This window comes from Solihabitans fulvus, from assembly GCF_008386585.1.
Lineage (GTDB): Bacteria > Actinomycetota > Actinomycetes > Mycobacteriales > Pseudonocardiaceae > Solihabitans > Solihabitans fulvus.
On the sequence record NZ_VUOB01000064.1, the window covers coordinates 19100 to 44368 of the forward strand.

Annotated in this window: 26 protein-coding genes; 14 read left to right on the forward strand and 12 right to left on the reverse strand. The window is 72.1% G+C overall.

Going from position 1 to position 25269, the window contains the following annotated elements; translation table 11 throughout:
* The first annotated feature begins 115 nt into the window (after positions 1–115).
* On the forward strand, positions 116–412 hold the full coding sequence (locus tag F0L68_RS31530) for a putative quinol monooxygenase (RefSeq protein WP_223199298.1): 297 nt from the start codon (positions 116–118) through the stop codon (positions 410–412).
* 33 nt (positions 413–445) lie between these two features.
* Here F0L68_RS31530 and F0L68_RS31535 read toward each other — a convergent pair whose 3' ends face one another.
* Entirely contained in the window at positions 446–1819 is a 1374-nt protein-coding gene (locus F0L68_RS31535; RefSeq protein WP_149853515.1) for an AlkA N-terminal domain-containing protein, read from the reverse strand.
* A gap of 103 nt (positions 1820–1922) precedes the next feature.
* Entirely contained in the window at positions 1923–2858 is a 936-nt protein-coding gene (locus F0L68_RS31540) for an AraC family transcriptional regulator (protein ID WP_149853516.1), read from the reverse strand.
* Between the two features lie 117 nt (positions 2859–2975).
* Here F0L68_RS31540 and F0L68_RS31545 point away from each other — a divergent pair, with 117 nt between their 5' ends.
* Entirely contained in the window at positions 2976–3494 is a 519-nt protein-coding gene (locus tag F0L68_RS31545; protein ID WP_149853517.1) for an anthrone oxygenase family protein, read from the forward strand.
* A gap of 185 nt (positions 3495–3679) precedes the next feature.
* Positions 3680–4552: a sigma-70 family RNA polymerase sigma factor gene (locus tag F0L68_RS31550; RefSeq protein WP_149853518.1), complete on the forward strand. Its 873-nt coding sequence runs from the start codon at positions 3680–3682 to the stop codon at positions 4550–4552.
* A 37-nt stretch (positions 4553–4589) separates the two neighbouring features.
* Here F0L68_RS31550 and F0L68_RS31555 read toward each other — a convergent pair whose 3' ends face one another.
* Together F0L68_RS31555 and F0L68_RS31560 are read right to left on the reverse strand one after the other, a co-directional pair.
* The gene (locus tag F0L68_RS31555; RefSeq protein ID WP_149853519.1) at positions 4590–5285 is read right to left on the reverse strand and encodes a YoaK family protein; all 696 of its coding nucleotides are present in this window, start codon (positions 5283–5285) and stop codon (positions 4590–4592) included.
* Between the two features lie 23 nt (positions 5286–5308).
* Complete coding sequence (locus tag F0L68_RS31560; RefSeq protein ID WP_149853520.1) at positions 5309–6379, reverse strand: ArsR/SmtB family transcription factor; 1071 nt, start codon at positions 6377–6379, stop codon at positions 5309–5311.
* A 111-nt stretch (positions 6380–6490) separates the two neighbouring features.
* Between F0L68_RS31560 and F0L68_RS31565 the strand changes: the two genes are divergently transcribed.
* A complete protein-coding gene (locus F0L68_RS31565) occupies positions 6491–7324 on the forward strand; it encodes an NmrA family NAD(P)-binding protein (protein WP_149853521.1) in 834 nt (277 codons plus the stop codon).
* Between the two features lie 8 nt (positions 7325–7332).
* Here F0L68_RS31565 and F0L68_RS31570 read toward each other — a convergent pair whose 3' ends face one another.
* The 3 genes from F0L68_RS31570 to F0L68_RS31580 form a co-directional block, all read right to left on the reverse strand.
* Positions 7333–7713, reverse strand: coding sequence for an SMI1/KNR4 family protein (locus F0L68_RS31570; RefSeq protein ID WP_223199299.1), 381 nt, complete (start codon positions 7711–7713; stop codon positions 7333–7335).
* Between the two features lie 124 nt (positions 7714–7837).
* Positions 7838–8827, reverse strand: a complete 990-nt coding sequence (locus F0L68_RS31575) for a phosphotransferase family protein (RefSeq protein WP_149853522.1) — start codon at positions 8825–8827, stop codon at positions 7838–7840.
* 92 nt (positions 8828–8919) lie between these two features.
* Positions 8920–9678 carry an SDR family oxidoreductase gene (locus F0L68_RS31580; protein ID WP_149853523.1) on the reverse strand — a complete coding sequence of 253 codons (759 nt, stop codon included), beginning with the start codon at positions 9676–9678 and terminating at the stop codon, positions 8920–8922.
* Positions 9679–9804: 126 nt separating this feature from the next.
* Between F0L68_RS31580 and F0L68_RS31585 the strand changes: the two genes are divergently transcribed.
* Positions 9805–10251: a MarR family winged helix-turn-helix transcriptional regulator gene (locus tag F0L68_RS31585; protein WP_149853524.1), complete on the forward strand. Its 447-nt coding sequence runs from the start codon at positions 9805–9807 to the stop codon at positions 10249–10251.
* A 34-nt stretch (positions 10252–10285) separates the two neighbouring features.
* Here F0L68_RS31585 and F0L68_RS31590 read toward each other — a convergent pair whose 3' ends face one another.
* The gene (locus F0L68_RS31590) at positions 10286–11527 is read right to left on the reverse strand and encodes a tyrosine-type recombinase/integrase (protein WP_223199300.1); all 1242 of its coding nucleotides are present in this window, start codon (positions 11525–11527) and stop codon (positions 10286–10288) included.
* A 147-nt stretch (positions 11528–11674) separates the two neighbouring features.
* Between F0L68_RS31590 and F0L68_RS31595 the strand changes: the two genes are divergently transcribed.
* From F0L68_RS31595 to F0L68_RS31615, 5 genes are all read left to right on the forward strand, one after another.
* Positions 11675–12769 (forward strand): coiled-coil domain-containing protein, encoded by a 1095-nt coding sequence (locus tag F0L68_RS31595; protein ID WP_149853525.1) that lies wholly within the window; start codon positions 11675–11677, stop codon positions 12767–12769.
* 176 nt (positions 12770–12945) lie between these two features.
* On the forward strand, positions 12946–14073 hold the full coding sequence (gene hemE, locus F0L68_RS31600; protein WP_223199301.1) for a uroporphyrinogen decarboxylase: 1128 nt from the start codon (positions 12946–12948) through the stop codon (positions 14071–14073).
* 161 nt (positions 14074–14234) lie between these two features.
* On the forward strand, positions 14235–14714 hold the full coding sequence (locus F0L68_RS31605; RefSeq protein WP_149853526.1) for a hypothetical protein: 480 nt from the start codon (positions 14235–14237) through the stop codon (positions 14712–14714).
* 27 nt (positions 14715–14741) lie between these two features.
* Positions 14742–15686 (forward strand): alpha/beta hydrolase, encoded by a 945-nt coding sequence (locus tag F0L68_RS31610; RefSeq protein ID WP_149853527.1) that lies wholly within the window; start codon positions 14742–14744, stop codon positions 15684–15686.
* Between the two features lie 76 nt (positions 15687–15762).
* The gene (locus tag F0L68_RS31615) at positions 15763–16623 is read left to right on the forward strand and encodes a helix-turn-helix domain-containing protein (protein ID WP_149853528.1); all 861 of its coding nucleotides are present in this window, start codon (positions 15763–15765) and stop codon (positions 16621–16623) included.
* 88 nt (positions 16624–16711) lie between these two features.
* On the opposite strand, the gene F0L68_RS31620 is transcribed toward F0L68_RS31615, so the two are convergent.
* The 4 genes from F0L68_RS31620 to F0L68_RS31635 all read right to left on the reverse strand — a co-directional run bounded on the left by F0L68_RS31620 (position 16712) and on the right by F0L68_RS31635 (position 21264).
* Positions 16712–18160 carry a DHA2 family efflux MFS transporter permease subunit gene (locus F0L68_RS31620; RefSeq protein WP_223199302.1) on the reverse strand — a complete coding sequence of 483 codons (1449 nt, stop codon included), beginning with the start codon at positions 18158–18160 and terminating at the stop codon, positions 16712–16714.
* 75 nt (positions 18161–18235) lie between these two features.
* The gene (locus tag F0L68_RS31625; protein WP_149853529.1) at positions 18236–18739 is read right to left on the reverse strand and encodes a MarR family winged helix-turn-helix transcriptional regulator; all 504 of its coding nucleotides are present in this window, start codon (positions 18737–18739) and stop codon (positions 18236–18238) included.
* 43 nt (positions 18740–18782) lie between these two features.
* Positions 18783–19769 carry an adenosine deaminase gene (gene add, locus F0L68_RS31630; protein ID WP_149853530.1) on the reverse strand — a complete coding sequence of 329 codons (987 nt, stop codon included), beginning with the start codon at positions 19767–19769 and terminating at the stop codon, positions 18783–18785.
* 73 nt (positions 19770–19842) lie between these two features.
* Positions 19843–21264, reverse strand: a complete 1422-nt coding sequence (locus F0L68_RS31635) for an MFS transporter (RefSeq protein WP_223199303.1) — start codon at positions 21262–21264, stop codon at positions 19843–19845.
* Between the two features lie 147 nt (positions 21265–21411).
* Between F0L68_RS31635 and F0L68_RS31640 the strand changes: the two genes are divergently transcribed.
* From F0L68_RS31640 to F0L68_RS31655, 4 genes are all read left to right on the forward strand, one after another.
* Entirely contained in the window at positions 21412–22305 is an 894-nt protein-coding gene (locus F0L68_RS31640) for a helix-turn-helix domain-containing protein (protein WP_149853531.1), read from the forward strand.
* Entirely contained in the window at positions 22302–22856 is a 555-nt protein-coding gene (locus F0L68_RS31645) for a GNAT family N-acetyltransferase (RefSeq protein WP_223199304.1), read from the forward strand. The genes F0L68_RS31640 and F0L68_RS31645 overlap by 4 nt, the downstream gene beginning before the upstream one ends.
* Before the next feature lie 73 nt (positions 22857–22929).
* Positions 22930–23544 (forward strand): acyl-CoA-like ligand-binding transcription factor, encoded by a 615-nt coding sequence (locus F0L68_RS31650; protein ID WP_149853532.1) that lies wholly within the window; start codon positions 22930–22932, stop codon positions 23542–23544.
* Between the two features lie 112 nt (positions 23545–23656).
* Positions 23657–25207: an FAD-dependent monooxygenase gene (locus F0L68_RS31655; RefSeq protein WP_149853533.1), complete on the forward strand. Its 1551-nt coding sequence runs from the start codon at positions 23657–23659 to the stop codon at positions 25205–25207.
* Positions 25208–25269: the final 62 nt, after the last annotated feature.

Genomic DNA, 25269 nt, shown 5'->3' on the forward strand with positions numbered 1-25269 from the left:
CCAGATCCGGACGGGATGTCGACCATGACCGGATATGGCCAGACCGCGAGCGGCCACCCAGGACAGTCTTGCCTCCTCACCGCGCCCCGGCGCGCAACCCAGGAGGAATCAGCACGTGCTCGCAAAGGTGTTCCCCATCAAGCTCAAGGACGGCAACCAGGCGAAGGCGGAGGCCATCGTGGCTGCCTTCGCGCCCAAGGGGCCCGGCACGGAGGACGGCACGCTGTCGTTCCGCGTCTACCGCGACCCGAACAACGTCGACTACCTGCTGTTCGTCGAGCACTTCGCCGACCAGGCCGCCTACGACGCGCACACGGGCTCGGACGTGTACCGGGAGCTCATCGCGGGTCAGTTCGCCGAGCTGATCATGGAGTTCGTGGAGATCGACCACGAGCTGATCGCCAGCGTCTGACAGTCGTCCTGAGTGGACAGTGACGTCTCGGCGTCACTGTCCACTCAGGAGCAGGTGGACCGTGGCGAGCGCCCGCCATGGACGCCACGACTCGGACGCCGAGTCGACGTCCTCTGGCCGGATCCCGTTGCGCCGCAACGCGTGCTGCACGGCCGGGTCCGTCGCGGGGAACGCGTCGCGCGCGCCCAGTCGCAGGGCGAGGTGCTGCGCGGCGGCCTCGTCGACCCCCGGCACGGCGACCAGCGAGCCGACGAGGTCGGCCAGCGGCTCGCCGCCGTCGAGCCGCACCGATCCGGACGCGACCGCCCGCGCCAGCGCGCGGACCGTCTCACCGAGCCCGTCGGGCAGGCCGAGTTCGTCGGCGGGCACCAGGGCGAGACTGCTCGCGGCGGGAAAGGCGTGCGTGAGGCCCTGGCCAAGCCCGGCGACGGCCGGCCCGTTCGCGGCGACGAGCCGGCCCAGCGCGCTCCTCGCCTCGGCAGCGGGCAGCCTGGCGGAGACGACGGCGTGCACGGCGACCTCGAACGGCCCCCACACGCCGGGGACCCGCACGCCAGATCGGGCGGCGAGCAGCGGACCGAGCGTCGCGTCCGAGGCCAGCTGCGCGGAGGCGAGCACCGGGTCCGCGTCGATGCCGGCGAGCCGGGCCGCCCGTTCCACGACGTGGATGACGCCCTCCCAGTACGGCAGGTGCGCGCGCAGTTGGAGGTGGTCGGCGCCGCCGGGCCCCAGTTCCAGCACGCCCGGCGAGCCGTCCAGCGCGATGGTCCTGCGATACACGCCGGCCTCGACCGACTCGACGCCGGGAACGGCCCGCTTGGCGAGGAAGGCGACGGTGGCGTCCCAGTCGTAGGGGGCCGTGAACGGCAGCCGGAGCACCAGGCCGCCGTCGGCGGCGAGCCGATCGGCCCGCCTGCGCCGATCGCGCAGCTCCCGAGGAGCGGACCGGAACACCTCCCGCATCGCGCGGTTGAACTGGCGGAGGCTGCCGAACCCGGACGCGAAGGCCACCTCCGCGATCGACAGGTCGGAGTCGTCGAGCAGGCGCCGCGCGAAGTGCGCGCGGCGCGAGCGGGCGAACTGGTCCGGCGTCACGCCGAGGTGGTCGTTGAACATGCGCCGCAGGTGCCGCGCGGACACGCCGAGCCGCGCGCCGAGCGCCGCCTCGGTCGCCTCGTCCAACGCCCCGCCGATGATCAGCTGGACCGCTCGGCAGACCAGTTCGGGGGCCTCGTCCCCGGCCGTGCCGGCCACCCGGTACGGCCGGCAGCGCAGGCACGCCCGGTAGCCTGCGGCCTCCGCCGCCGCGGCCAGCTCGAAGGTCCGGACGTTCTCGGCGAGCGGTTTGGCCCCGCAGCCCGGTCGGCAGTAGATCCCCGTCGTCCGCACGGCCGAATACGTCGTCACCACACCAGGTTCGCGCGCGCGAAGGGTCGAGTCCAGCCGGATTCGGACACGATGGCGGCCGAGCGGTTCGGCCCGGCCGGAACGGCCAACCGACCCGCGCCGCTCAGGCCGCGCCGGCCCGGTACTCCTGCGGGCTGACGCCCCGCTCGCGTTTGAAGGCCGCGCTGAGCGCGAACGAACTGCCGTAGCCGACCCGCCGCGCCACCGCGCCGATCGTGGTGTCCGGCTCCCGCAGCAGGTCGGCGGCCATGGCCAGCCGCCAACCGGTCAGGAAGGTCATCGGCGGCTCGCCGACCAGCGCGGTGAACCGGCGCGCCAGGGCGGCGCGGGACACGCCGACGGCGTCCGCGAGGGTCGCCACGGTCCACGGGTGCGCAGGGTTGTTGTGCAGCAGGCGCAGTGCCTGGCCCACCGTCGGGTCGATGTGCGCGCGGTACCAGGCGGGGGCGGTGGTCTCCGGGCGGGCGAACCAGGTGCGCAGGATCGCGATCAGCAGCAGGTCTAGCAGCCGGTCGAGCACGGCCTCCTGGCCTGGCTCGTCCTTGACGATCTCCTCGGCGAGCATGCTGACCAACGAGCAGTCCCAGCTGTCCACGGGCTGGACCAGCAACCCCGGCAACGCGGCGAGCAGCCGCTGGCCGACCTCGCTCTCGAACTGGTAGGTGCCGGTGAGCAGCACGGTCGAGCCGTCGGCGCTGCTGCCCCAGGTGCGCACGCCGAGGCTCATCACGTCCGCGAGGTGCTCGCCGCTGGGCGTGCGGCACACCTGTCCGGGGTGGATGACGGCCTGCGGTGCGGTGGCCGGGTCGTCGGCGACCAGGTACGGCTCCGGCCCGCGGACGACGGCGACGTCACCGGGCCCCAACAGCACCGGGGCCCCGTCGTCGGGCACGATCCACACGTGGCCGCGCACCAGGGCGACGACGGTCAGCGGGGCCTCGTCCTGGATCCGCAGGCACCACGGCGGTTCGACGATCGTCCGGAGCAGGAACGCTCCCCTGGCCCGAAGTCCGTCCAGCAGCCCGGCGAGTGCGTCCACCGGCGCGAGTGTAGACGGCCGCGCATGGAACGGAGCCTCTCGACCATGGCCTGTAGCAGTGCCACCACCTTGAATGGTCATGTGATCAACGGATCGGTAACTGCCAGGAGGGCAACCATGGTGGACATGCTTCGGGGGCCCGTGCTGGTCGCGGCGACGATTGCCATGGGTCTGGTCGCGGGCCTGTTCTACGCGTTCTCGTGCGCGGTCATGCTCGGCCTGCGCCAGAGCGACGACCGCACGTTCGTGACCGCCATGCAGAAGATCAACGTGGCGATCCTCAACGGCTGGTTCATGGCCAGCTTCGTGGGCGCGCTGCTGCTGAGCATCCTCGCGGTGGTGCTGCACCTGCGCGGCGACCTGCGCGCGGTGCTGCCCTGGACCATCGCGGCGGTCGTGCTGTACCTCGTGACGTTCATCGTGACCGGCGCGATCAACGTGCCGCTCAACGACACGCTCGCCGCGGCGGGCGATCCCGGTGGTATCCCCGACCTGGCCGCGGTCCGCGCCCAGTTCGAGTCCACCTGGGTGCAGTGGAACCTGGTGCGCGCGGTGACCTCGACGCTCGCGTTCGGCTGCCTCACCTGGGCGCTGGTGGTGCACGGCCGCCTCGCGGCCGCGGTGGGCAGGGCCTGACGGTTCGGCGGCGGTGTGGGGTGGTTCGGCGACGGTCGCCGAACCACCCCACACCGCCGTATCGCCACGGGACCGGCGCGTGGCCTGGGAGACTGTCGCCCTCTGCGGAACCGGGCGGCCGCTGTCACATCGGCCGCGTCCGGTTCGTCAGAGCAGTGAGGGAACCCGACGAAGGACTGTGACCGATGGACGACAGCGACTGGCTGGCCGAGCGATTCGAGGAGAGCCGCACCCACCTGCGGGCCGTGGCCTACCGGATGCTCGGCTCGACCAACGAGGCCGAGGACGCGGTGCAGGAGGCCTGGCTGCGGCTCAGCCGCTCCGACACCAGCGACGTGGCGAACCTGGGTGGGTGGCTGACGACGGTCGTGGCCCGCGTGTCCATGGACATGCTGCGTTCGCGGGCGTCGCGCCGCGAGGACCCGCTCGACGAGAGCGCCCCGGACCCCGTGGTCGGCACCGAGGACGCCATCGACCCCGAGCACCAGGCGCTGCTGGCCGACTCGGTCGGCCCCGCGCTGCTGGTCGTCCTGGACACGCTCGCCCCGGCCGAACGGCTCGCGTTCGTGCTGCACGACCTGTTCGCGGTGCCCTTCGACGAGATCGCCGCCATCGTCGGGCGCTCCCCCGCCGCGACCAGGCAGCTCGCCAGCCGGGCCCGCCGCAGGGTGCAGGGCGCAGCGCCGGACCGGGAGGCCGACGTCGCCCGCCAGCGCAAGATCGTGGACGCGTTCCTGGCGGCCTCGCGCGGCGGCGACTTCGACGCGCTGCTCTCGGTGCTGGACCCCGAGGTGGTGCTGCGGTCCGACGGCGTCGGCGTGCTGGCCGGCTCGATGGCAGAGGTGCGCGGGGCGCGGGAGGTCGCCGGCACGTTCTCCGGTCGGGCCAAGGCGGCGCTGCCGGCCCTCGTCGACGGCGCGGCAGGCGCGGTCTGGGCACCGGGCGGAAAGCCGCGCGTGGTGTTCAGCTTCACCGTCACCGACGGCAGGATCGTCGCGATCGACATGCTCGCCGACCCGGACCGTCTCACCGAGCTGGACGTGACGGTTCTCGCGTAGTGCCGCGCCCGGTCCACCACGCCCGTGGTGGACCGGGTCAGCCGCGGAGCTCGTCGAGGAAGAACACGCCGACCCCGACGGCCAGCACCGCGGCGGCCGGCCACGCGGCCGGGTTGCCCCACCAGGTCGTCAGCAGCGCGCCCACCGCCGCGCCGCCGAGGAAGCCGAGGCAGATGACTCCGAACGCGGCCGCCTGCTCGGCCGCGCCGGCGTCGCGGCGGGCCACCGCGCGGAACGCGGCGCTGGTGGCCGTGCGGAGGTTCCCCGTCGTGATCACGCTGTTGAACGACCATTGGCGAAGCGTGCGGAAGGTGGTGCTCTGCACCGCGGCGACGAACGCGACCGTCAGCACGATGACGGTGTCGTTGAAGCCGGCCGGCAGCGCGCCGACGATCGCCAGCACCACGACCTCGACCACCAGGGCGACCCGCATCGGCCTGCGCACCGCGCGGGCGATCGCGGGCAGCTGCATGGCCTCCGCCGTGACCACCCCGAGGACGAACGCCACCAGCGGCGGCACGTGCCGCATCGCCGTCAGCCACTGCCCGCCGGCGACGGACACGCCGAGCACGACCATGTTGCCGGTCTGGGAGTTGGCGAACACCCCGTGGTGGCCGACGAAGGTGAACGCGTCGAGGTAGCCGCCGGCCAGCGACAGCAGCACGCCGAGCCGCAGCGAGTTGGTGGTCGGCTTCGGCGACCGGGCCGGGGTCGACTGATCCTGCGCACGCACGGCCGCATCGTAGGCGGCTAGCGCTAGCGAAGCATGGCGTCCACCAGGTCGGTACCCAGCCTGCTGACGGCGACCAGGTCCATCCGGTGCAGGGTGTAGCGGCCCCGCTTGTTCTTGCTCAGCAACCCGGCGCGGTGCAGGACGGCCAGGTGTCGCGACACCTCCGGCAGGCTGAGCTGCCAGGCCGCCGCGAGTTCCCCCGTGGTCTGCGCGCCGCGTGCCAACTGCCAGCACAGCCGCAGCCTCGCCGGGTTCGACAGCGCCTCCAGCCGCCGGGTCAGCACGTCGAGCGGCGTGGTCGCGCCCGCGTGCTCCACCGGGTACTGCACGACCGGCCGCCTGCCCGGCTCGTCCGCCACGACGACGTGCGGCCAGCCGAACGCGGTCGGCGAGAAGGTGATGCCGCGCGCGGTCGCGCTGGCGGTGCTCTCCCGCAGCTTGTCGATCAGCAACCTGCCGTCGGCCACAGCCAGGGCTGGCGACATCGACCGCACGGCGGCGGCGAGCCCCTTCGTCCTGTGCAGCTCGGCCGCGTTGCGCGCCTCGGTGACCAGACCGACCCGGACGCGCCGCCAGGCGTCGGCGAAGAACGCCTGGTCGCAGTCGGTGAACAGCCTGCGCAGCCAGGCCCGCACTCCGGGCAGGTCCGCGATCAGCCGGTCGACGAACTCCGCCTGCCTCGGACCACGCGCGTTCGCCAGCTCCCTGGCCCGGTCCATGGTCAGCGTGCGGTTGTTCGCGTCGGACGCGGCCGGGCGGCGGCGGCGGTCCGCGCCGCAGGCCGGGATGAACGCGGCGTGCAGGAACGCCTCGTCGTCGATGCCATCCAGGTCGTCGAGGTCCTCGGCCAGGGTGGCCCGCACCCGGCTCGGCACCAGGAAGTCGGCCCTGCCCACCTGCCAGAGGACGTCGGCCGACTGGATGCGATCGGCCAGGTCGGCGGGCAGCGCCGCGGTCACCGAGGTGATCCAGGCGTGCTGCGCCGGGTGGTGCGCCGCCGCGCTCAGCAGGTGCAGCGCGCTGACCAGCTCGCCAAGCGGCGACGGCCCGAAGGCGACCTCGGGCGCGGGACCCAGTTCGATGGTGAGTGTCACCGGGGCATCGTCGCAGGCCAGGGTCGGGATCAACGGCACGGTTGACGACCGTCCTCATGTGACGGGCGGCACGGTTGACCTCCACCTAAGTGGATCTTCTACGGTCGGCTGGTGAACAGGATTCTGGTGACCGGTGCAACCGGCACGATCGGCAGGCTCGTCGTCGCCGAACTGGCCGACGCCGGCCTTGACGTGCGGGCACTGGTCCGCGACCCGGGCGCCGCCGCGCTGCCCGACGGGGTCGAGGCCGCGACCGGCGACCTCTCGGACCCCGAGACGCTGGAGCCCGCACTGCGCGGTGTGCACAGCGTCTACCTGATGTGGCCGGGCATTCCGGTGCAGCCGAGGGTCGTGGAGCTGATCGCCCAGCACGCCGAGCGCGTCGTGTACCTGTCGACCGACGTGTCCGACCTGCCGGACGGCGAGCCGGCCACGTCCTACCACCAGGAGATCGAGCGGCAGATCAGGAACTCCGGGCTGGCCTGGACGTTCCTGCGGCCCATCGACTTCGCCACCAACACGCTGGGCTGGGCCGACCAGATCAGGCGGGGCGTGGTGCGATGGCCGCACGGCGGGGCGGCCAGGTCGCTGATCCACGAGCGCGACATCGCCGACGTGGCAGTGCACGTGCTCACCTCGGCGGGGCACGACGGCGCGAAGTACGTGATCACGGGTCCCGAGTCGGTCACCCACGCCGAGCAGGTGCGGATCATCGGCGAGGCGATCGGCCGCGAGGTGCGGTGGGAGGACCTGCCGGTGCAGGCGGCGCGCGAGCAGCTGACGGCGGCCTGGGGCAACGCGGCGTTCGTCGAGGCCAGGCTGGCGGCGTGGGGGTCGTTCGTCGACTCGCCCGAGCGGGTCACCGACACCGTGTCGCGGCTGCTGGGCCAGCCTGCGCGGACGTTCCAATCCTGGGCGCGGGACCACGCGAACGACTTCCGCTAGGTGGCCGGTCAGTCGTCCTGTGCCAGCACCGAGTCGAGCCATCCGGCGAGGTCGGCGGCCTCGACCTGGAAGTCCGCCGGGTCCAGGTCGCCGAGGTCGGAGGAGAACACCGCGGTCGCGGCGTCTCCCGCCCTGACGAGAAATCCCCGTCCGCCGCTGTCGTCACCGATGAGGACGAAGCCAGGGGCGTACTCGGCGACCTCGTAGGTGGTGTTGCGTTCGGCGATGGCGCCGGTCTCGTACACGGCGGTCCCGGCGGCGGTGAGCAGGCCGTCCGATACCATCCAGAACGCGATCAGCGGCTGTGGCAGCTCGATCCGAAGCTCGGCGCGCGCGACGGCGATGTCCGCCGCCGCCGCGCCGGTCGGCGCGGGGCTGGATCCGGTCATGGCCCACATCCTCCAACTACGGCCTTTCGGCACACACAGCCGTGATCATCCATGGTCCCGGGACCCCAGCTACTTTCGTCACAGTGACGGCAGGATCGGCGGGACTTCATTGCTCCCAAGGAGATCAGTGGTCGGCGAGCAAACCGAGCACCTCGCGCATCTCCTGGTAGGTGTCCGGAATCCTCGCGTGCTCTCCCAGCCGGTGGCGTTCGAGGCGGATGGCCCCGATGTGCCGGGCGCGGTAGATCAGCGCCCGCCACGCGGCGGAGCCGTCCGCCTCGTCCCGCCGACCGTAGGTCTCCCAGAACGGGTCGCGCTCCGCCCGCAGGCCCGCGATGTGCACGACCCAGTCGGCCGCCGGGTCGCCCCAGGAGGCCCGGTCGTGGTCCAGGACGCCGGTGATCGTCGGCTCAGGCGCGTCGGGGTCGAGCATCACGTTGGGCACCCACAGGTCGCCGTGCAGCAGCCTCGGCCGGTCGATCTCGTCCAGGACCGCGCTGCCCTTCGCGGCCGCGGCGACGACCTCACGCACATCGCTCGCGTCGAGGCCGGCGTCCACCAGGTCGGCCTCGGTGTCCTCGAGCGCGGAGACCAGCGCCTCGCCCCAGGTCGCGAACGTCGGCCCGGCCACCGGCCCGAACCGCTCGCCGGACACCTCGTGCACCCGCCGCGCGATCGTGCCGAGCTGACGGTAGAACCCGGCCCAGCTGGGCCGCGGATAGGCCCGCAGGCCAACCGACGCGGACACCCCGTCGAGCATCGTCTGCACCACGTAGTCCCGGCCGAGGACCTCGTGCGTCCAGTCCGCGAACAGGGTGCGCGGCATCATCGCCGCGATCGGCGCGAAGTGCGGCAGGCTCGCGTGCTCGTTGCGCATCAGGGCGCGCTCGATGCGGGCCTGCCGGTCGGGTCGCGGGGCGACCCGCAGGATCACCGGATCGCGTCCGGCGATGTCCACCCGCAGGGTGTTGTTGTACAGGCCGCCGCCCAACTCCACGGCCGAGACCACCGCGGCCCCGCCGCCGAACGCCCGTTCGCACATCGCCGCGACCTGCTCGGCGGACACCGGTTCCTGGAACGCGCCCGGGGCGCGTTCGATCGAGCTGAACTCCATACCGCCTACTCCCCCTGAACTCCATACCGCCTACTCCCCGCAGGTTGGGGTGGTCGCCACCACGAGCGTCCCCGTGATGGCGACCATGGGAATCATGCCTGCTGGGTGGGGTAGACGGTGATTCGGGACAGGTTCACATGCTTGGGCTGCGTCGCGGTGAAGGCGATGATCTCGGCGATGTCGGCCGATTGCAGCACGTCGATGCTGCCGATCATGTTGTCCAGCCACTCGGTGACACCCGCGTCGGTGACGTGGCTCTGTAGTTCGCTGACGACCACGCCGGGCTCGAGGGCGGTGACCCGCACGCCCTTGGGGCCCAGCTCGACCCGCAGGTTCGCGGACATGTGACTCACTGCCGCCTTCGAGGCGCAGTACGCGGCGAAGCTGGGGAAGATCGCGTCGGCGGCGACCGAGGAGACGTTGATCAGGTCGGCCGGCTTGCCGTCCTTGGCGACCTCGAGCAGGTCGGGCAGGAACGCGTGGATCGTGCGCAGCACGCCGGTGACATTGAGGTCGATCTGGCGCTCCCACTCCTCGAAGCGTCGCTCCTCGATCGGGTTGGGCAGCATCACGCCGGCGTTGTTGACCACCAGGTCGGCCGGGCCGAAGGTGTTCCGGACGGCGGCTGCCGCCTCGGTGACCGACCCGAGGCTGGTGGCGTCCGCCTCGACGGCGAGCGCCTGACCACCGTTGTCCTTGATCCGCTGCGCCAACTCGTCGAGCCGGTCGACACGCCGGGCAAGCAGGGCGACTGAGGCGCCGCGCTCTGCCAGCAGGGTGGCGGTGGCGGCCCCGATGCCACTGGAGGCGCCGGTGACGACTGCGACGCGGCCGGACAGGGGCTGGTTCATGTCGTTCTCCTGAGTACTCAATCTCGGATGTTCGTTGCGAACATGAGGACCATAAAGCGCTTGATGATCATCCAGCAACTAATGTGAGGCAAGGCACTGCTTCACATCGCTGATACGATCCACTACATGAGCTTGCCCATCGCCCAGCGCCTTGGTCACCACGTGAAGCGGGTGGAACAGGAGCTGATCTGCCAGAAGACCGCCGTGCTCAAGCCGCACGGCCTCAACCCGGCGCAGTACACCGCGCTTCTCGCACTCAGCCAGGAGCCCGGACTCTCCGGTGCGGGGCTGGCTCGGCGCTGCCTGGTCACCCCACAGGCGGTGTCCTCGCTGCTCGTTGCCCTGGAGGCGCGCGGCCTCGTCGAGCGCCGCCCGCACCCCCTGCACGAGCACGTCCTGGAAACCCGCCTCACCAAGACCGGCGAGGCGCTGCTGGCCAAGGCCGACGCCGACGCGAGCGCGGTCGAGGAACGACTCGGCTCGGCCTTCGACAAAGCTGAGACCGACCAGTTCCTGGCCTACCTCGCCCGCTGCTCCGAGGTGTTCGCCGAGATCAACGCAAGCCGGGCCTGACCGCGTCGTCGGCCAGGGGATGGGGTCGATGCGCTCAGCTGGGCGACTCGCTCAGCGCCTGGCCGACGAGGTCGACGGCGCTGCGGGACGGGTCGCGGGCGGCGTTGTTGTAGACCTGCTCGGTGGTGTCGATGCTGCTGTGTCCGACATCGGCCTGGATATGGACGAGTTGGGCCCCGGCCTCCACGGCGGTGGTCACGTAGAAGTGGCGCAACGCGTGCGGGTGCAGCGCATCGGCGACGTCAGCCAGCGGGCCGTCGGCCGTGGCGGCGAGCCTGCGCAGCAGCTGCCAGATCGCCTGCCGCTGGTACCGGCGACCGTTCCTGGTGACCAGCAGCGGTGAGCTGGACGCGGCCACCGTTCCCCGGACTGCGGGGGTGCTGAGGTCGGCGTTCGCGGTGTCGCGCAGCGTCAGGTAGGCGCGGACGGCCTGGTCGGCGTGGGTGTGCAGGTACACGACGCGGGTCTTGCCGCCCTTGCCGCGCACCCGCAGGGCGCGCCTGCCCCTGGTCACGTGCAGGTCGGCGCGGTCCAGGTCGCACAGTTCGGTGACGCGCAACCCCAGGGTGAACAGGGCGACCACGGCAACGGCGCGCGCGGTGTCCAGCGGGCCCGCGCCCTGCCGGGGTGTCGCCGCGGCGTCCAGCAGCGCGCGGACCTGGTCGATGGTGAGAATCAGCGCGCTGGTGGTGTTGCCGGTAGGCGCCACCAGGCCGAGCCTGCGGCGGTCCAGCGCGGCTGGATTGCCCTGCGCGAGCCCGACATCGGCCAGATGGGTGTAGAGCGCCTTGACGGTGGCGAGCATCCGGTCGCGGGTGGCCACGGCCGCGCCCGCGTCGGCCAGGTCCGACAGCCACGCCTTGACGTGGGTCGACCGTGCGGCCAGCGGGTCGACTCCGCGGGCCGCGCACCACCGCAGCCAGTGCAGTGAGCGCAGTCGTCCCGGTGCGGCGGCCGGCGGCCGGTGTCCCTCCCCCGGTCCCGTGGCGGGTCGGATCACCGCCCAGTATCCGGCGACCGCCCGCGTCCACGCGGTGTCCGGGTCACCGGGCGTGCTCCAGGCGTGCAGGTCGGTCGGGCTCACGGGCAGGCCGAGTCCCTGGGCGTAGGTGCGTCGGGTGCCACGGTTGCCGTAGCCGGCCAGCCACTCGACGATCTCGGTCAGCAGCGGCGCCGGATCGGCGACCCCGGGCCAGCGCTGGTCGTCCGGCGCGGCGGGCCCCCCAGTTCTCGCGGCCAGTCCCGCGGCCCGCTCGACCGCCTGAATCTCACTCACCGTCACCGTTGCGTCGCTTCCTGTCGACTGCTCCTGCCGCCTCCTAGCTTAGCTACAAAAGGTCCATTCTGTAGCTAACCTATATTGCACTTCTCGATACCAAAACCCTAGATTTGAGGTTCTGAAACCATCTACTAGGCTTTGCTCATGTCTGAACCTGGGATCGACGCGCCTTCGACGCAATCGGTGGGACTGTGTGGCTTCAGCCGATGCCGGGCTCACCTACCGGCGCCAGGACCGAAGGGCGGCCGTCCGGTCGAGTACTGCCCGGACCGCACCTGGCCCGGCGGAAAGACCTGCAAACAGCTCGCTGCGGCTCAGGACGCGCTCGCCCAGGCGCTCGGCGAACCCGCCGACGCTCCCGCGCTCACCGCGGCGGCCGCCGAGCTGGCCGAGGCCGGCGCCCGAATCCACGCCCCGCTCGCGGACGTGCTGGCCGCCCTGGAAACCATCAGGACGACCACCGCCGCCGAACTGACCGCGGCTGCCGCCCGGGTCCAGGAGAGCGAGGACGCCGCCACCCGGGAACGCGGGCTGCGGGAACAGACCGACCAGCGCGCCACCCAGGCCGACACCGACGCCGAGACCGCCCGCGCCGCCGCCGACCTCGCTGACCACCAGGCCGACAACGCCCGGACCGAGCAGCGTGCCGCCCAGGAACAGACAGTCCAGGCCCGCAAGGACCGCGACGAGGCCATCGCCGCGCGTCGAGAAGCCGAGTGCGCCAAGGACAAGGCCGAGACCGACCGGCAGCGCGCGGTCGACCAACTCGCCGCCGCCCACGAACAGATCACCGGGCTACAGACGACGCTGGCCGCCGAACGCGCCGCCGCCCTGGCACAGCTAGACCAGGTCCGCCGACAGGATCACCAGGTACAGGCGGACCTCCGCGCCAGGCTGACCACCGAACACGAGCAGCGGCTGCGGGACCGCGCCGAGGAATTCGACCGACAGACCCGGCTGCTGCGCGCCGCCGCCGACCAACGGGCCGCCGAACTCGCTGAGGCGACCCGGTCCTACGCCGGCTCCCTCGGCCAGTTCCACCAGCAACTCAGTGCCGCACGCGTCGAGCTGGGCGCGCAGACCACCGCAGGTACTGCCCTGCGCGCCCAGCTCGACGCCCTGCAGGCGGGCATCACCCGTGCCTTGGCGCACCCAACCGACGAGCAGCTGCGCCACGATATGGCGGCGCTGTTGCAGACCAGTTCCCCTAAGCCTGAGGCGACACGAGAGGAGAACTGAGCGGACGCGCCGCCGGAACGCGCTGCGGGCGTTGCGATCCGGGCGGCGACCGGGTTCACCCGCGGTGCCCAGCTGCCTCTTGTCCATGAGGGCCGACGCTGGCCGGTCCGATGACGGGGGCACCTCCGGTAATGGAGGCACCTCCGGTGATGGGGCCGTCCGGAATACTGAAGATCGTGAACGGAACACGGCAAGTAGTCGGTCTGGACCCGGTGCCTGGCAACATCCAGCCCAAGAAACTGCTCCTGCGTGCGCTCGCGGGAGAACGCACCGAGCGGCCGCCGATCTGGCTCATGCGGCAGGCCGGACGGTACCTGCCCGAATATCACCAGGTCCGTGAGGCCGCCGGGGGCATGGTGGGGCTGTGTAATTCGCCCGAGCACGCGGTCGAGGTCACCCTCCAGCCGATCCGCCGGTTCCCGCTTGACGCCGCCATCGTCTTCGCGGACCTTCCCCAGGTCGCCGCCGCACTGGGCCAGACCCTGGACTACCGTCCCGGCGACGGGCCGATCCTGACGCCTCCCGTCCGGTCGGCAGCGGACATCGCCGGCTTCCTCAGCGTCTCCCGTCTCCACGAGGAACTGGCCCCTATCTACGAGACGGTCAGGCAGCTGACACGGGCCCTGCCCCCTGAGACGGCCCTGATCGGCTACGCCGGCGCACCGTGGACCATCGCCACCTACATGGTCGAAGGACGCGGCGGCGGCCCGTCAGAGCACTCCATCATCAAGCAGTGGGCGCTGAGCGACCCCGACGGATTCCAGCCCCTGATCGACCTGCTCACGACCGCCATCACCGAGTTCCTGGACCGCCAGATCCAGGCAGGCGCGGAAGCGGTCCAACTGTTCGACAGCTGGGCCGGGATACTCCCGGACGTTCTCTTCGAACGCTGGTGCGTCAAGCCCGCCGCCGCGATCATCGCAGCACTGAAGGACAAGCACCCGGGCATTCCGGTGATCGCCTTCCCTCGGGGCGCCGGGCTGGCCTACGACGGCTTCGCCGAGGCCACCGGAGCGGACTGCATCGGCCTGGACGGCACAGTTCCCCTCGAATGGGCCGTGCAGAAAATGCAACGCGGCCTGGGACGTTGCGTGCAGGGCAACCTCGACCCTCAACTCCTGGTCGCCGGCGGCTCCGCGCTCCATGCCGAGGCAGACCGCATCCTGCGCGCTCTGAGCGGAGGGCCGTTCGTGTTCAACCTGGGACACGGCATCGTCAAGACCACGCCCCCGGAGCATGTCGCTGCCCTGGTCAGGCAGGTACGCGCCTGGCCTGCGTCCGTATCGCCGGACCGGCTGGGATAGTCACGCGCGAACTACGGGCCTTCCGCTCCCCAGCGTGCGCCGAGCCGCAACGTGGCACGGTCACCGCAGGTGACGCGGTGAGCCCGTAGTTCGCTGTCGCGCCAATTGACCTCGGCATGCCGGATGCCCGCCTGCCCGGGTGACCACGCGAGAATCAGGACATGGGATATCGCCTGCAAGCGGCCATCGCCACCGAGACCGTGCTCCGCGCCTTGGCAGACCCCGCGGAGGACGTGCGCATCGTCCCACTCGGTCAACACCTGTCGCTGCTGCCCATGACCGACGCGCTCTTTGATGCGGTCACCGTCGTCGGTGCGCCCCAGCTCGACGGCTTCTGGAAGGCACCCGCAGGCTTCGGCCGCACCCTGGCCGATTGCTCGGCGAACGGTCCGGTCGCCTACGTCGAGGCCGAATACTTCGGCGGTGCAGGCGAGCAGTCGGCCATGGTCTGGGACGTCGGCCAAGTTGTCCTCAGCTATCTCCACCTGGTCGAGAAGACCTCGGTTCCAGCCGTCGACACACCCATCTCTCGGGCACTGCGGCGGCTCGGAGTCACCAAGGGCGACCACCAGGACGAGTTTGACGCGGTTGGTCTCGGCCGGCACCGCGACACGGAAGACTGGCTTTCGTCCACAAGCTGATCAAGACGCGGTGGTTGGGGGACGGTCATGCAGGTGGGGTTGAAGAGTCTCATCAACCCGGAGCTCGCGGCGCACGTCGAAGAGTGTCGAGCGGCCAATGCCGTGTCGGTGGGCGGGAAGGGCCCGAGCACCTTGGACGAGCTGCGGGAGGCACGAGCCAAGCAGGATGCGGTCTCGTCTCACTCCGACTCGGCGGCTGTTGAGCAGGTAGTCGAAGCCGCTGGTCGGCGAGTGCCCGTGCGAATCCTCGCTCCCCGTGACACCGCGCCGCGCGGCGTCTATCTGGACATCCATGGTGGTGGCTTCTACATGGGGTCGGCGGCGCAGGGGGACGCGCGCAACCAGCAGCTCGCGGATGCTCTCGGAATCGCCGTTGTGAGCGTGGACTACCGGCTCGCTCCCGAACATCCATGGCCGGCCGCGCCCGACGACTGCGAAACAGCGGCACTGTGGCTCCTGGAGCAGGCCGAGGCTGGCTTTGGCACGACGCGGCTGGCGATCGGCGGCTTTTCGGCGGGAGCCACGCTTGCCATGACGACACTGCTGCGCCTGCGCGATCGCGATGCCGTCGACTCGTTCGTCGGTGCCGCCCTACAGTTCGGCACGTACGACATGAGTGGTCTGACTCCGGCGGGCCGGCTGATCGCTGATGAGTTCTTCATCCAGGCCTATGCCGGTCAGGTGACCGACCGCACCGCTCCGGACATCTCTCCGGTCTATGGCGACCTGCGCGGCCTGCCTCCGCTTCTGATGGTCGTCGGCAGCCTGGATGTCCTGCTGGAGGACAACCTGGCCATGGCGGCCCGACTCTCAGCAGCCGGCGGCGACGTCGACCTCCGGATCTACCCGGAAGCACGGCACGGCTTCACCTCCCGTTCGACCGGCATGGCCAAGGCCGCGCTGCGCGACATCGAGTGTTGGCTTGCGGACCGCTTCTCCGCGGCGTCCAGGTCGGTCTTGGCGAGGTCGTGACCGCGCGGGCCGCGCCGGGGAGCGTGGGTGCGACAGGGCCACCATGGGCGCGTCGGACGCACCTACTGTCGGTGTCATGCACAGCGACAACCGTCTCGGCGAGTACCTCAGGGCCCGACGGGAGCTCGTGCGGCCCGAGAACCACGCGATGCCCGCGCCCGGTCGGCGGCGGGTGCCTGGTCTGCGGCGGGAGGAGGTCGCGATGCTCGCCGGCGTCAGCACCGACTACTACGTCCGCCTCGAGCAGGGCAGGGAGCGGCATCCGTCGGCGCAGGTGCTCGACGCGTTGGCCGGCGCGTTCGGGTTGGACGCGGAGGCGGTCGCGCACCTGCACGGGCTGGCCGGGCCCGCTCCTCGGCGTCGGCGCCGGTCGGCGCGGCCCGAGCAGGCCGGTCCGGGCCTGGTCGCGTTGCTGGGGCGCTGGCGGGACACGCCGGCGCTGGTGCTGGGTCGACGCCTGGACCTGTTGGCGTGCAACGAGCTTGGCGCGGCGTTGTTCGGTTGGCTCGGCGAGGAGCGCAACCTGGTCCGCGCGCTGTTCCTGCGGCCGGACGCGCGGGAGTTCTACGGCGCGTGGGAGACGGTCGCGTCGAACTGCCTGGCCGCGCTGCGCGCGTCCGGCGACGTGGACGATCCCGCGCTGACCGACCTGGTCGGCGAGCTGACGCTGAAGAGCCCGGAGTTCGCCAGGCTGTGGGCTCGGCATGACGTGCGGACCAAGACCACCGAGGCCAAGCGGTTCCGCCATCCGTTGGTGGGCGAGCTGACGTTGCGGTACGAGGCGTTCACGGTCAACAGCGCCCCTGGGCAGCAGCTGGTCGTCTACCAGGCCGAGCCGGGCAGTTCGTCCGAGGGCGCGCTGGCGCTGCTGGGCAGCCTGGCCGCCGCGCCGGTCGAGGGCAGGAACTCGTCGGCACCCTCCGCTCTCGACGGCTGAGGGTGTTTTCCTTGACTCGCAACGACTCCGCTACGACTCCGTGGTGTCCGAGCGGCTCGCGGCCGCTCGGACACCACGGAGTCAGGGGTCAGGCCGCGGGGACGGGTTGCGGCTGGTGCTGCGTCTTCGGCGCTGTCCGCAGCGTGCGGAACGCGACGACCAGGCCGACGAGCACGAAGCCCGCGGCGGCGAGGAACGCCAGGTGGTAGCCCTCCCACAGCGCCAGGGTGGGTTCGGCGCCGTGGCCGAGGAGGCCGGTGGTGCGTGAGGTCGCGAGGGTGGCCAGGACGGCGAGGCCGACGGCGGCACCGGCCTGCTGGGTGGTGTTGACCAGGCCGGAGGCGAGCCCGGTGTCGGCGGGGTCGATGCCGGACATGGCGAGCATCATCAGCGCCGGCAGCGCCATGCCCATGCCGGTGCCCATGACGATCAGGGCGGGCATGACGTCGAGGACGTAGTCGCCGTGCTGGGGCGCGCGGCTGAGCAGCAGCAGGCCGGCGGCGATGGCGGCGAGGCCGGTGAGCAGCACGGCGCGGGTGCCAAGGCGCGCGGTGAGCTTCGCGGACAGGCCCAGTGAGATGGCACCGATCACGATGGGGCCGGGCAGGAACGCCAGCGAGGTCTGCATGGCGTCGTAGCCGAGGACTCGTTGCAGGTACAGGGCGGCGAGGAACTGGAAGCCGAACCCCGCGGCGTAGACGAACACGGCGACGATGTTGGCTCCGGTGACCTGGCGTGCTCGGAAGATCCGCAGCGGCAGCATCGGCCGGGCCGCAGTGGCTTGGCGCAGCACGAACGCGGCGAGCAGGATCAGCGCGACCGCGCCGCCGCCGATGGTCTGGCCCGCGGTCCAGCCGAGGTCGGCGGCGCGGACGATGGTGTAGACGCCGAGCGACAGGCCCGCGGTGCCCAGCACGGCGCCGGCGAGGTCGGCGCCCCCGCGCAGGCCGAGTCCCCGGTCGCGGTCGAGCAGGCGGGTGGCGACCACGAGCGCGAGGACACCGATGGGCACGTTGACCAGGAAGTTCCAGTGCCAGCCAAGGGCCTGGGTGATGACGCCGCCGCCGATCAGGCCGATGGACGCGCCGCCGGCGGAGACGAAGCTGTAGATGCCGATGGCCCTGGCCTGTTCGCCGGGCTGGGGATAGAGCCGGACGATCATGCCGAGGATGACGGCGGAGGCCAGCGCGCCGCCGACGCCCTGGGCGAACCGCCCGGCCAGCAGCAGTTCCTGGTTGCCAGCGACCCCGCACAGCAGGGAGGCCGCGGTGAACACCGCGAGGCCGGCGAGGAAGACGCGCCTGGTGCCGATGAGGTCGCCGAGGCGGCCGGCGAGCAGCAGCAGTCCCGCGAAGGCGAGCAGGTAGGAGTTCACCACCCAGGCCAGGCCGGACTGGCTGAAGCCGAGGCTGGACTGGATGGTCGGCAGGGCCACCGTGACGATGGCGCCGTCGAGAATGATCATCAGTTGCATCGCGCAGAGCACGGCGAGGGCGAGTGCGCGGTTGCCGGCGATGTGGGAGGGCGTGTCGGTCACGAGGTCATCTCCTGGGGTGCGAGCCACAAGAGAGACCGTAGCAGATAGTTTGTTTCTAGACGATCTGGTTCGGACTCACTTTTTGATCTGGCGGGCGCGGCGCACCGGCCGGTCGGACTCCACCGGCGTGGACAGGTGGCCCTCGACCAGGCCCTGGAGGGCGGTCACGAAGACCTCGCGCACGTCCTCGGGCAGCGCGTCGAGGGCGGCGGCGTGCACGCGGTCGACGATCTCCTGCCCGCGCAGGGCCATCTCCGCGCCGGCCGGGGTGACGGCAACGATGCGGGCCCGCCGGTCGGTGGGCGAGGGCCGACGCTCGGCGTATCCGGCGCGCTCCAGCTCGTCCATGGTCACGACCATGGTGGTCTTGTCCATCTGGCCGATCTCGGCGAGCTGGATCTGGGTCAGCTCGCCCCGCATGGCGTGGAACAGCACGCAGTGCCCCCGCTGCGTCATGCCGATCTCACCGAGCGCGGCGGCGAGCTGCGTGGCCAGCACGTGGCTGGCGTGGACCAACAGGCCCGTCAGGTCGAGGGTCGCCTGCTGGGGCGCGGTCCGCCGGGGCGTCGTGGTGCTCACCCCGCGATGCTACCAACCGATCCGTTACGGGATCGTTTTGTAATCAACTATCGGCGAGCCACCGGTCGATCCCGGCGCGCAGCCGCGCCTTGGTCGCCGGGGGCGCGAAGGACGCGTCGACGCCGGCCGAGGCGATCTCGGCGAGCACCGGGTCGCCCCAGCCGAACGCGTCGCGGACCAGGGCGTACTCCCGGGTCAACGTGGTGCCGACGATCGCGGGGATGTCGGTGTTCAGGGTGACCGTCAGCCCGGCGTCGCGCAGCCGGGGCAGCGGGTGGGCGGCGATCGAGTCCACGAACCCCAACGCGAGGTTGGAGGAAGGGCAGACCTCGAGCGAGATCGCGCGGTCGCGGACCTCGGCGGCCAGCTCGGGGTCCTCCAGCACGCGGATGCCGTGGCCGAGCCGGTGCGGGTGGCCGAGGTCGATCGCCTCGCGCACGCTCGGCGCGCCGCAGCTCTCCCCGGCGTGGTGCACCAGCCGCAGCCCCGCGTCCCGCGCCACGTCGAGCACCTGCGCGAACGGCGCGAGCGGGTGACGCTCCTCCCCCGCGAGCCCGATGCCGACCACGCCGGCCTCGGCGTGCCGGGTGGCCAGGCGAAGCGTCTGCCAGGCCCGGTCGACAGACCGACGCCGGGAGTGGTCCAGCAGCACCCGGCACTCGATGTCGTGGTCGGCCTGCCCCTGCGCGAGTCCGTCCAGCACCGCCTCCAGCGGCATGTCCTGGTCGCCGAGCCGTTCGCCGTGCGCGGCCGCGGTGAAGGTGACCTCGACGTAGCGGGTGCCCTGCGCGGCCTCGTCGGCGCAGAACTCCCTGGCCACGCGCGTGAAGTCCGCCGGTCGGCGCAGGCAGTCGCGGACGAGCGCGTTGTGGTCGGCGAACTCGGCGAATCCCGCGAACGCCGGCGGCCCGTCCCGCTCGGGGACCGCGACGCCGTTGGCCGCGCCGATCTCCCGCAGCGTGGACCACCGCACGGTGCTCTCCAGGTGCACGTGCAGATGGGCCTTGGGCAGCAGGGTGAGGTCTCGCACGTGCCGGGAGCATAGGCACCGTGCGCGGCGGCGGCACCGGAGTTTCCGCCGGTGCCGCCGCCGCGACGCGGGGTCACGCGCGGCGGCGCTCGCGCAGGAACGTCCCGGCCAGCAGCGCGCCGAGCAGCACGAGCCCCGCGTTGACCAGGACCGCCGTGCCGACGCCGCCGAGCACCGCTCCTCCGCCGGTGTCGCCGCCGGTTCGCGCGGTCACCACGGCGCTCAGCACGGGGATGCCCATGGTGATGCCGACCTGCTGGGTCATCGTCGCCAGGCCGGTGGCCAGGCCCTGGTCCTCGTCGGGCAGGCCCGAGGTCGCGGTGATCATGAAGCCGACGATCGCGATCATGTTGCCGACGCCGCCGACGGCGGTGGCCACCAGCAGCAACGCCAGCCAGCGGCCGTCGGCACCCAGCAGCGCCAGCGACGCCGTCGCGACAGCCTGGGTGCTCAGGCCGGCGACCAGCGCCGCCCTGGTGCCGATCCGCGCGATCACCCGCGCGCCCAGCACCCCGCCGACGACGGTGCCCGCGCCGAGCACCCCGAACGCCAGCCCGGTGGACAGGGCCGAGTAGCCAAGGACGCGTTGCAGGTAGAGCGTCATGAGGAAGACCAGGGACGTCTCGGTCAGGAACGCGATCAGCCCGGCCAGGTTGCCCCAGACCACGCTGCGGCGCTTGAGGATCCCGACCGGGACGAGCGGCGCGGCGGCGCGCGCCTCGATGAACCAGAACGCCACCAGCGCCAGCACTCCCACGGCGAGCGCGGCCACCGCGACGGGGTCGCCCCAGCCGCGCTCGCCCGCGGTGGTGAGGCCGTAGACCAGGGCGAGCAGGCCGCCGGTGACCGCGACCGCGCCGGGCACGTCGAGCCTCGCCCGCGCGGCCGGCCGGCTCTCCCGCAGCAGCGTCGGGGCGACCAGCAGCACGGCAGCGGCGACGGGCACGTTCACGAAGAACGCCCACCGCCAGCTCAGCAGGTCGGTGAGCAGGCCGCCGAGGATCGCGCCCGAGGTGAACCCGGCCGACATCAGCGCGCCGTTGAGGCCGAGCGCCCTGGCCCGCAGCGGACCCTCGGGGAAGGAGGTGGTCAGCAGCGACAGTCCGGCCGGCGTGACCACGGCGGTGGCCAGGCCCTGCGCGACGCGGGCAGCCAGCAGCAGCTGCGGCGAGGTCGCCAGGCCGCCGGCCAGCGAGGACGCGCCGAGCACCGCCATGCCGACCAGGAACATCCTGCGCCGCCCGACCAGGTCGGCGACGCGACCGAACAGCAGGGTGAACCCCGCCGCGCACAGCGCGAACGCCGTCACGATCCACTGGAGGTTCGCCAGGGAGAACCCCAGTCCCCTGCCGATCACCGGCAGGGCGACCCCCAGGATCGAGAAGTCCACGGCCAGCATGAACTGCGCGACCAGCAGCACCACCAGGACCAGCCGTTGCCGCGCGGTCATCGTGTCCTTGTCGGGACCGACCCGCGCGTCCGGAATCGTCGACATCTCCTCGTCCTTCCCTCACCGTCGTTGACGGGGAGAAGCCTCGGCGCGGCGGCCGGCCCTACCCAGTCCCCTGCGCCGCGTACGCCTGCGGGTCCTGCCAATGGCAGGGTCAGGCTCGCGGGTGGGGCATCAGGCAGACTGGCCGGCATGGACACCCCCGCGCAGCTCGGCGACTTCCTGCGGACCCGGCGGGCCAGGTTGCAGCCGGAGGACGTCGGCCTGGTCGCCTTCGGCGCGCGCCGCCGCGTGCCGGGGCTGCGCCGGGAGGAGCTCGCGCAGCTGGCCGGCGTCAGCGTCGCCTACTACACGCGGTTGGAGCAGGGGCAGAGCGGCAACGCCTCGGACGGGGTGCTCGACGCGATCGCGCGGGCGCTGAGGTTGAGCGAGGACGAGCAGGCGCACCTGCGCAACCTGGCGCGCCCGGCCAGGACCAAGCGTCGTGCGGCGCCGAGGCCGGAGTGCGCGCGGCCGGCCACCCGGGCGCTGATCGCGGCGGTGGAGGGTGTCGCGGCGGTGGCGTTGGACCGCCGCAACGACGTGCTGGCGTGGAACCCGCTCGGCCACGCGCTGCTGGCCGGGCACCTGGACTTCGACGGCCCCGACCGGCCGGGCGAGCGCCCCAACCTGTCGCGGATGCTGTTCCTCGACCCGCACACGCGCGAGCTGTACCCGAGGTGGGACGAGGAGGCCAGGCGGGCGGTGGCGTCGCTGCGGGTGGTGGCAGGCGGTGTCCCGGACGACCGGTTGTTGGCCGAGCAGATCGGCGAGCTGTCCATGAAGAGCCCGGAGTTCGCGGCGCTGTGGTCGCGGCACCCGGTGCACAAGTGTGCCTTTGGCACCAAGCACTTTCACCACCCGTTGGTCGGCGCGATGGAGCTGTCGTTCGAGGCGATGGCGCTGCCGGACGACTCCGGGCAGCGGGTGCTGCTCTACGGCGCGGAGCCCGGTTCCGCGTCGGAGGCCGCGCTGCGGTTGCTGGCCACCCTCACCGGCGGGCGCGTCCCGTCCGGTGTCGCCGCGATGCCGGCGGCGCGGCGGTGACGGCGGTCGAGTCGGTCGAGCTGTCCGTCGGGTCGCTGCTGCTGCGCCCGCCCTCGGTGGCGGAGGCGGCCGACGCGCTGGCGATGCTGCGGGATCCGTTGACGGCGCTGTGGAATCCCGCGTCGCGGGTGGTGGACGAGGCGACCGCGGCGGCGTGGTGCGCGTCGCTCGGCGACTGGGGTCCCGGGGACCACGCCACGTTCTCGGTGCTGGACGCGGCCACGGAACGCCTGCTGGGCAACGTGTCCGTGCACAACGTGGACCGCGAGCAGGGCACGGCCGAGATCGGCTACCGGGTCGCGCCGTGGGCCCGCGGGCGCGGGGTGGGCACGGCGGCGGTGCGCGCGGTGTCCGACTGGGCGTTCGGCGGCCTCGGGCTGCACCGGATCCAGCTGTTCCACGCGGTGGCCAATCCGGCGTCGTGCCGGGTCGCGACGGTGGCGGGGTACCGGTGGGAGGGCACGCTGCGGGAGTCGACCAGCTACGGCGACGGCCTGCGGCACGACGAGCACCTGCACGCGCGCCTGGTCGGGGACGCCGTCTCCGAGTAAACATGCGTGGTGCGCAAAATTGCTTGGCCAGAAAGTTTGCGCGCCACGCAAGATCGTGTGTAGTGTTGCCGGTGTGAGCGAGGGCGAGAAGCTGGGCCTGCGGGAGCGCAAGAAGCTGGAGACTCGCGAGGCGCTGGGCTGGGCCACGGTGCGGTTGGTGGTCGAGCGCGGCATGGACAACGTCTCCGTCGAGGACATCGCCGCCGAGGCCGGCGTCTCCCCCCGCACCTTCAACAACTACTTCTCCAGCAAGGCGGAGGCCATCGCCGCCCGCCACCTCGCCCGCGTCCGCCAGATCACCGTGCTGTTCCAGGCGCGGCCCGCCACCGAGCCGCTGTGGCAGGCCCTCACCGCCGCCGTCGTCGAACAGGCCGGCATCGGCCACGGCCCACCCGACCCGAAGTGGCTCACCGGGGTCAAGCTCATGATCGCCGAGCGCGCCCTACAGAGTGCGTTCGTCGAGGCCGCCATCGTCTCGGGGCGCGAGCTCGCCGTCGCCGTCGCCGCCCGCACCGGCACCGACGTCGACCGCGACCTCTACCCCCGGCTGGTGGCCGCCGCCGTCGGCGCCGCCAACCAGGTCGCCACCGAACAGTGGCTGGCCGCGGATCCGCCGATCCCCCTCGCGCCGCTGCTGCGCGAGGCCCTCGACCAGTTCAGCGCCGGCCTGCCCGACCCGTCGGCGTAACAACCCTCCTTCCCACAGCACCTCTGCTTCCACAGCACCTCCCAAGGCCCGGCTCCGGGCCTGTCTTCGGCGCGCCCTCGACCGGCCGCCGCCAACCTTTGAGGAGACTCCTGTGCCCAACGACGTCCTGATCGTCGGCGGCGGCCCCAACGGCCTACTGCTGGCCTGCGAACTCGCCCTGGCCGGCGTCCGACCCGTCGTGCTGGAGCGACTGTCCGAACCGACCTCGCTGCCCAAGGCCAACGGCCTGGTCGGCCGCGTCGTGCAGGCCCTGCACCACCGCGGCCTCTACGAGCTGTTCACCGGCAACACCACACCGCCGAACCCGGTGCCGTACTTCCAGTTCGGCGGCCTCCCCCTTGACATGTCCACAATGGAGGGAAACCTGCTCTACGCGGTTCCCGTGCCGCAGCGCCGCATGGAGGAGTTACTGGCGCAGCGGACCACCGAGCTCGGCGTCGAGATCCGCCGCGACCACGAGGTGCTCGCGGTGCGCCAGGACGCCGACACGGTCACCGTCGAGGCGCGCGGACCCGAGGGCGTCCACGAGCTCTCGGCGCGGTACCTGGTCGGCGCCGACGGCGGCCGCAGCGCCATCCGCAAGACATTGGGCATCGGGTTCCCCGGCATCACCGACGACTCGTTCGTGGTGCGCAGCGGGCAGGTCCACATCGGACCGCCCGTGGCGGCCCAGAACGGCGAGCTGACCGTGCCCGGCCACGGCCTGCTGCGGCCGGCGACGTTCACCCGCACCGAGCACGGCATGTTCGCGTTCGGCATGTTCCAGCCCGGCGTGTTCCGCGTGTCGCTGTCGGAGTGGGGCCAGCCGCCCCAGCAGGACAGCGCGGACCTGCCGATCGAGGAGCTGCGCGAGGCCGCGCGCCGCGTCCTGGGCAGCGACCTCGGCATGACCTCGACAGGCGCGCCGCTGACCCGCAACGGCAGCGGCACCAACTCCCGGCTGGCCGACCAGTACCGCCACGGCAGGGTGCTGCTGCTCGGCGACGCCGCGCACGTGCAGTCCGGCATCGGCGGCCCCGGCCTGAACCTGGGCATGCAGGACGCGATCAACCTGGGCTGGAAGCTCGCCGCCGAGGTGCGCGGCTGGGCCCCGGCCGGCCTGCTCGACACCTACCAGTCCGAACGGCGTCCCGTCGGCGAACGCGTCATCATGTCCAGCCGCGCGCAGACCGCGCTGCTGTCCCCCGGCCCGAACGTCACCGCACTGCGCGGGGTGCTGCACGAACTGCTCGGCGACGCCACCGCCGTCGCCAGGATCTCGCACCTGATGGCCGGCTCGGACGTCCGCTACGACATGCGCGCCACGGGGCCCGCGCACCCGCTGACCGGCGGCTGGATGCCCGACCTCGCCCTGGACACCGAGACCGGGCCGAGCAGCGTCGCCGCGCTGATGCGCACCGCCCGACCGGTCCTGCTCGACCTTGCCGGCCGCGACGACCTGGTCAAGGCCGCCCGCGACTGGGCCGACCGGGTCGACGTCGCCGCCGCGACCAGCGCCGACCGCCCCGCGGACGCGGTGCTGGTCCGCCCGGACGGGTACGTCGCGTTCGCCGCCGACGCCGACACCCCCGACGCGGCGGACGCGCTGCGGCACGCGCTGACCGAGTGGTTCGGCGAACCGGCGGAAACAGGAAAAGCGTGAGCGAGATTCCCGCCATCTCGGTACCGTTCAAGGTCTCCTGAACGCACCTCGACAGCCAGACG

Bases quoted from the DNA above. Each gene is read 5' to 3' on its own strand.
- F0L68_RS31545 (WP_149853517.1), top strand. From the start codon at position 2,976: ATGGTGGACATGCTTCGGGGGCCCGTGCTGGTCGCGGCGACGATTGCC.
- F0L68_RS31550 (WP_149853518.1), top strand. From the start codon at position 3,680: ATGGACGACAGCGACTGGCTGGCCGAGCGATTCGAGGAGAGCCGCACC.
- F0L68_RS31570 (WP_223199299.1), bottom strand. From the start codon at position 7,713: ATGACCGGATCCAGCCCCGCGCCGACCGGCGCGGCGGCGGCGGACATC.
- F0L68_RS31575 (WP_149853522.1), bottom strand. From the start codon at position 8,827: ATGGAGTTCAGCTCGATCGAACGCGCCCCGGGCGCGTTCCAGGAACCG.
- F0L68_RS31580 (WP_149853523.1), bottom strand. From the start codon at position 9,678: ATGAACCAGCCCCTGTCCGGCCGCGTCGCAGTCGTCACCGGCGCCTCC.
- F0L68_RS31585 (WP_149853524.1), top strand. From the start codon at position 9,805: ATGAGCTTGCCCATCGCCCAGCGCCTTGGTCACCACGTGAAGCGGGTG.
- F0L68_RS31595 (WP_149853525.1), top strand. From the start codon at position 11,675: ATGTCTGAACCTGGGATCGACGCGCCTTCGACGCAATCGGTGGGACTG.
- F0L68_RS31605 (WP_149853526.1), top strand. From the start codon at position 14,235: ATGGGATATCGCCTGCAAGCGGCCATCGCCACCGAGACCGTGCTCCGC.
- F0L68_RS31610 (WP_149853527.1), top strand. From the start codon at position 14,742: ATGCAGGTGGGGTTGAAGAGTCTCATCAACCCGGAGCTCGCGGCGCAC.
- F0L68_RS31615 (WP_149853528.1), top strand. From the start codon at position 15,763: ATGCACAGCGACAACCGTCTCGGCGAGTACCTCAGGGCCCGACGGGAG.
- F0L68_RS31635 (WP_223199303.1), bottom strand. From the start codon at position 21,264: ATGTCGACGATTCCGGACGCGCGGGTCGGTCCCGACAAGGACACGATG.
- F0L68_RS31640 (WP_149853531.1), top strand. From the start codon at position 21,412: ATGGACACCCCCGCGCAGCTCGGCGACTTCCTGCGGACCCGGCGGGCC.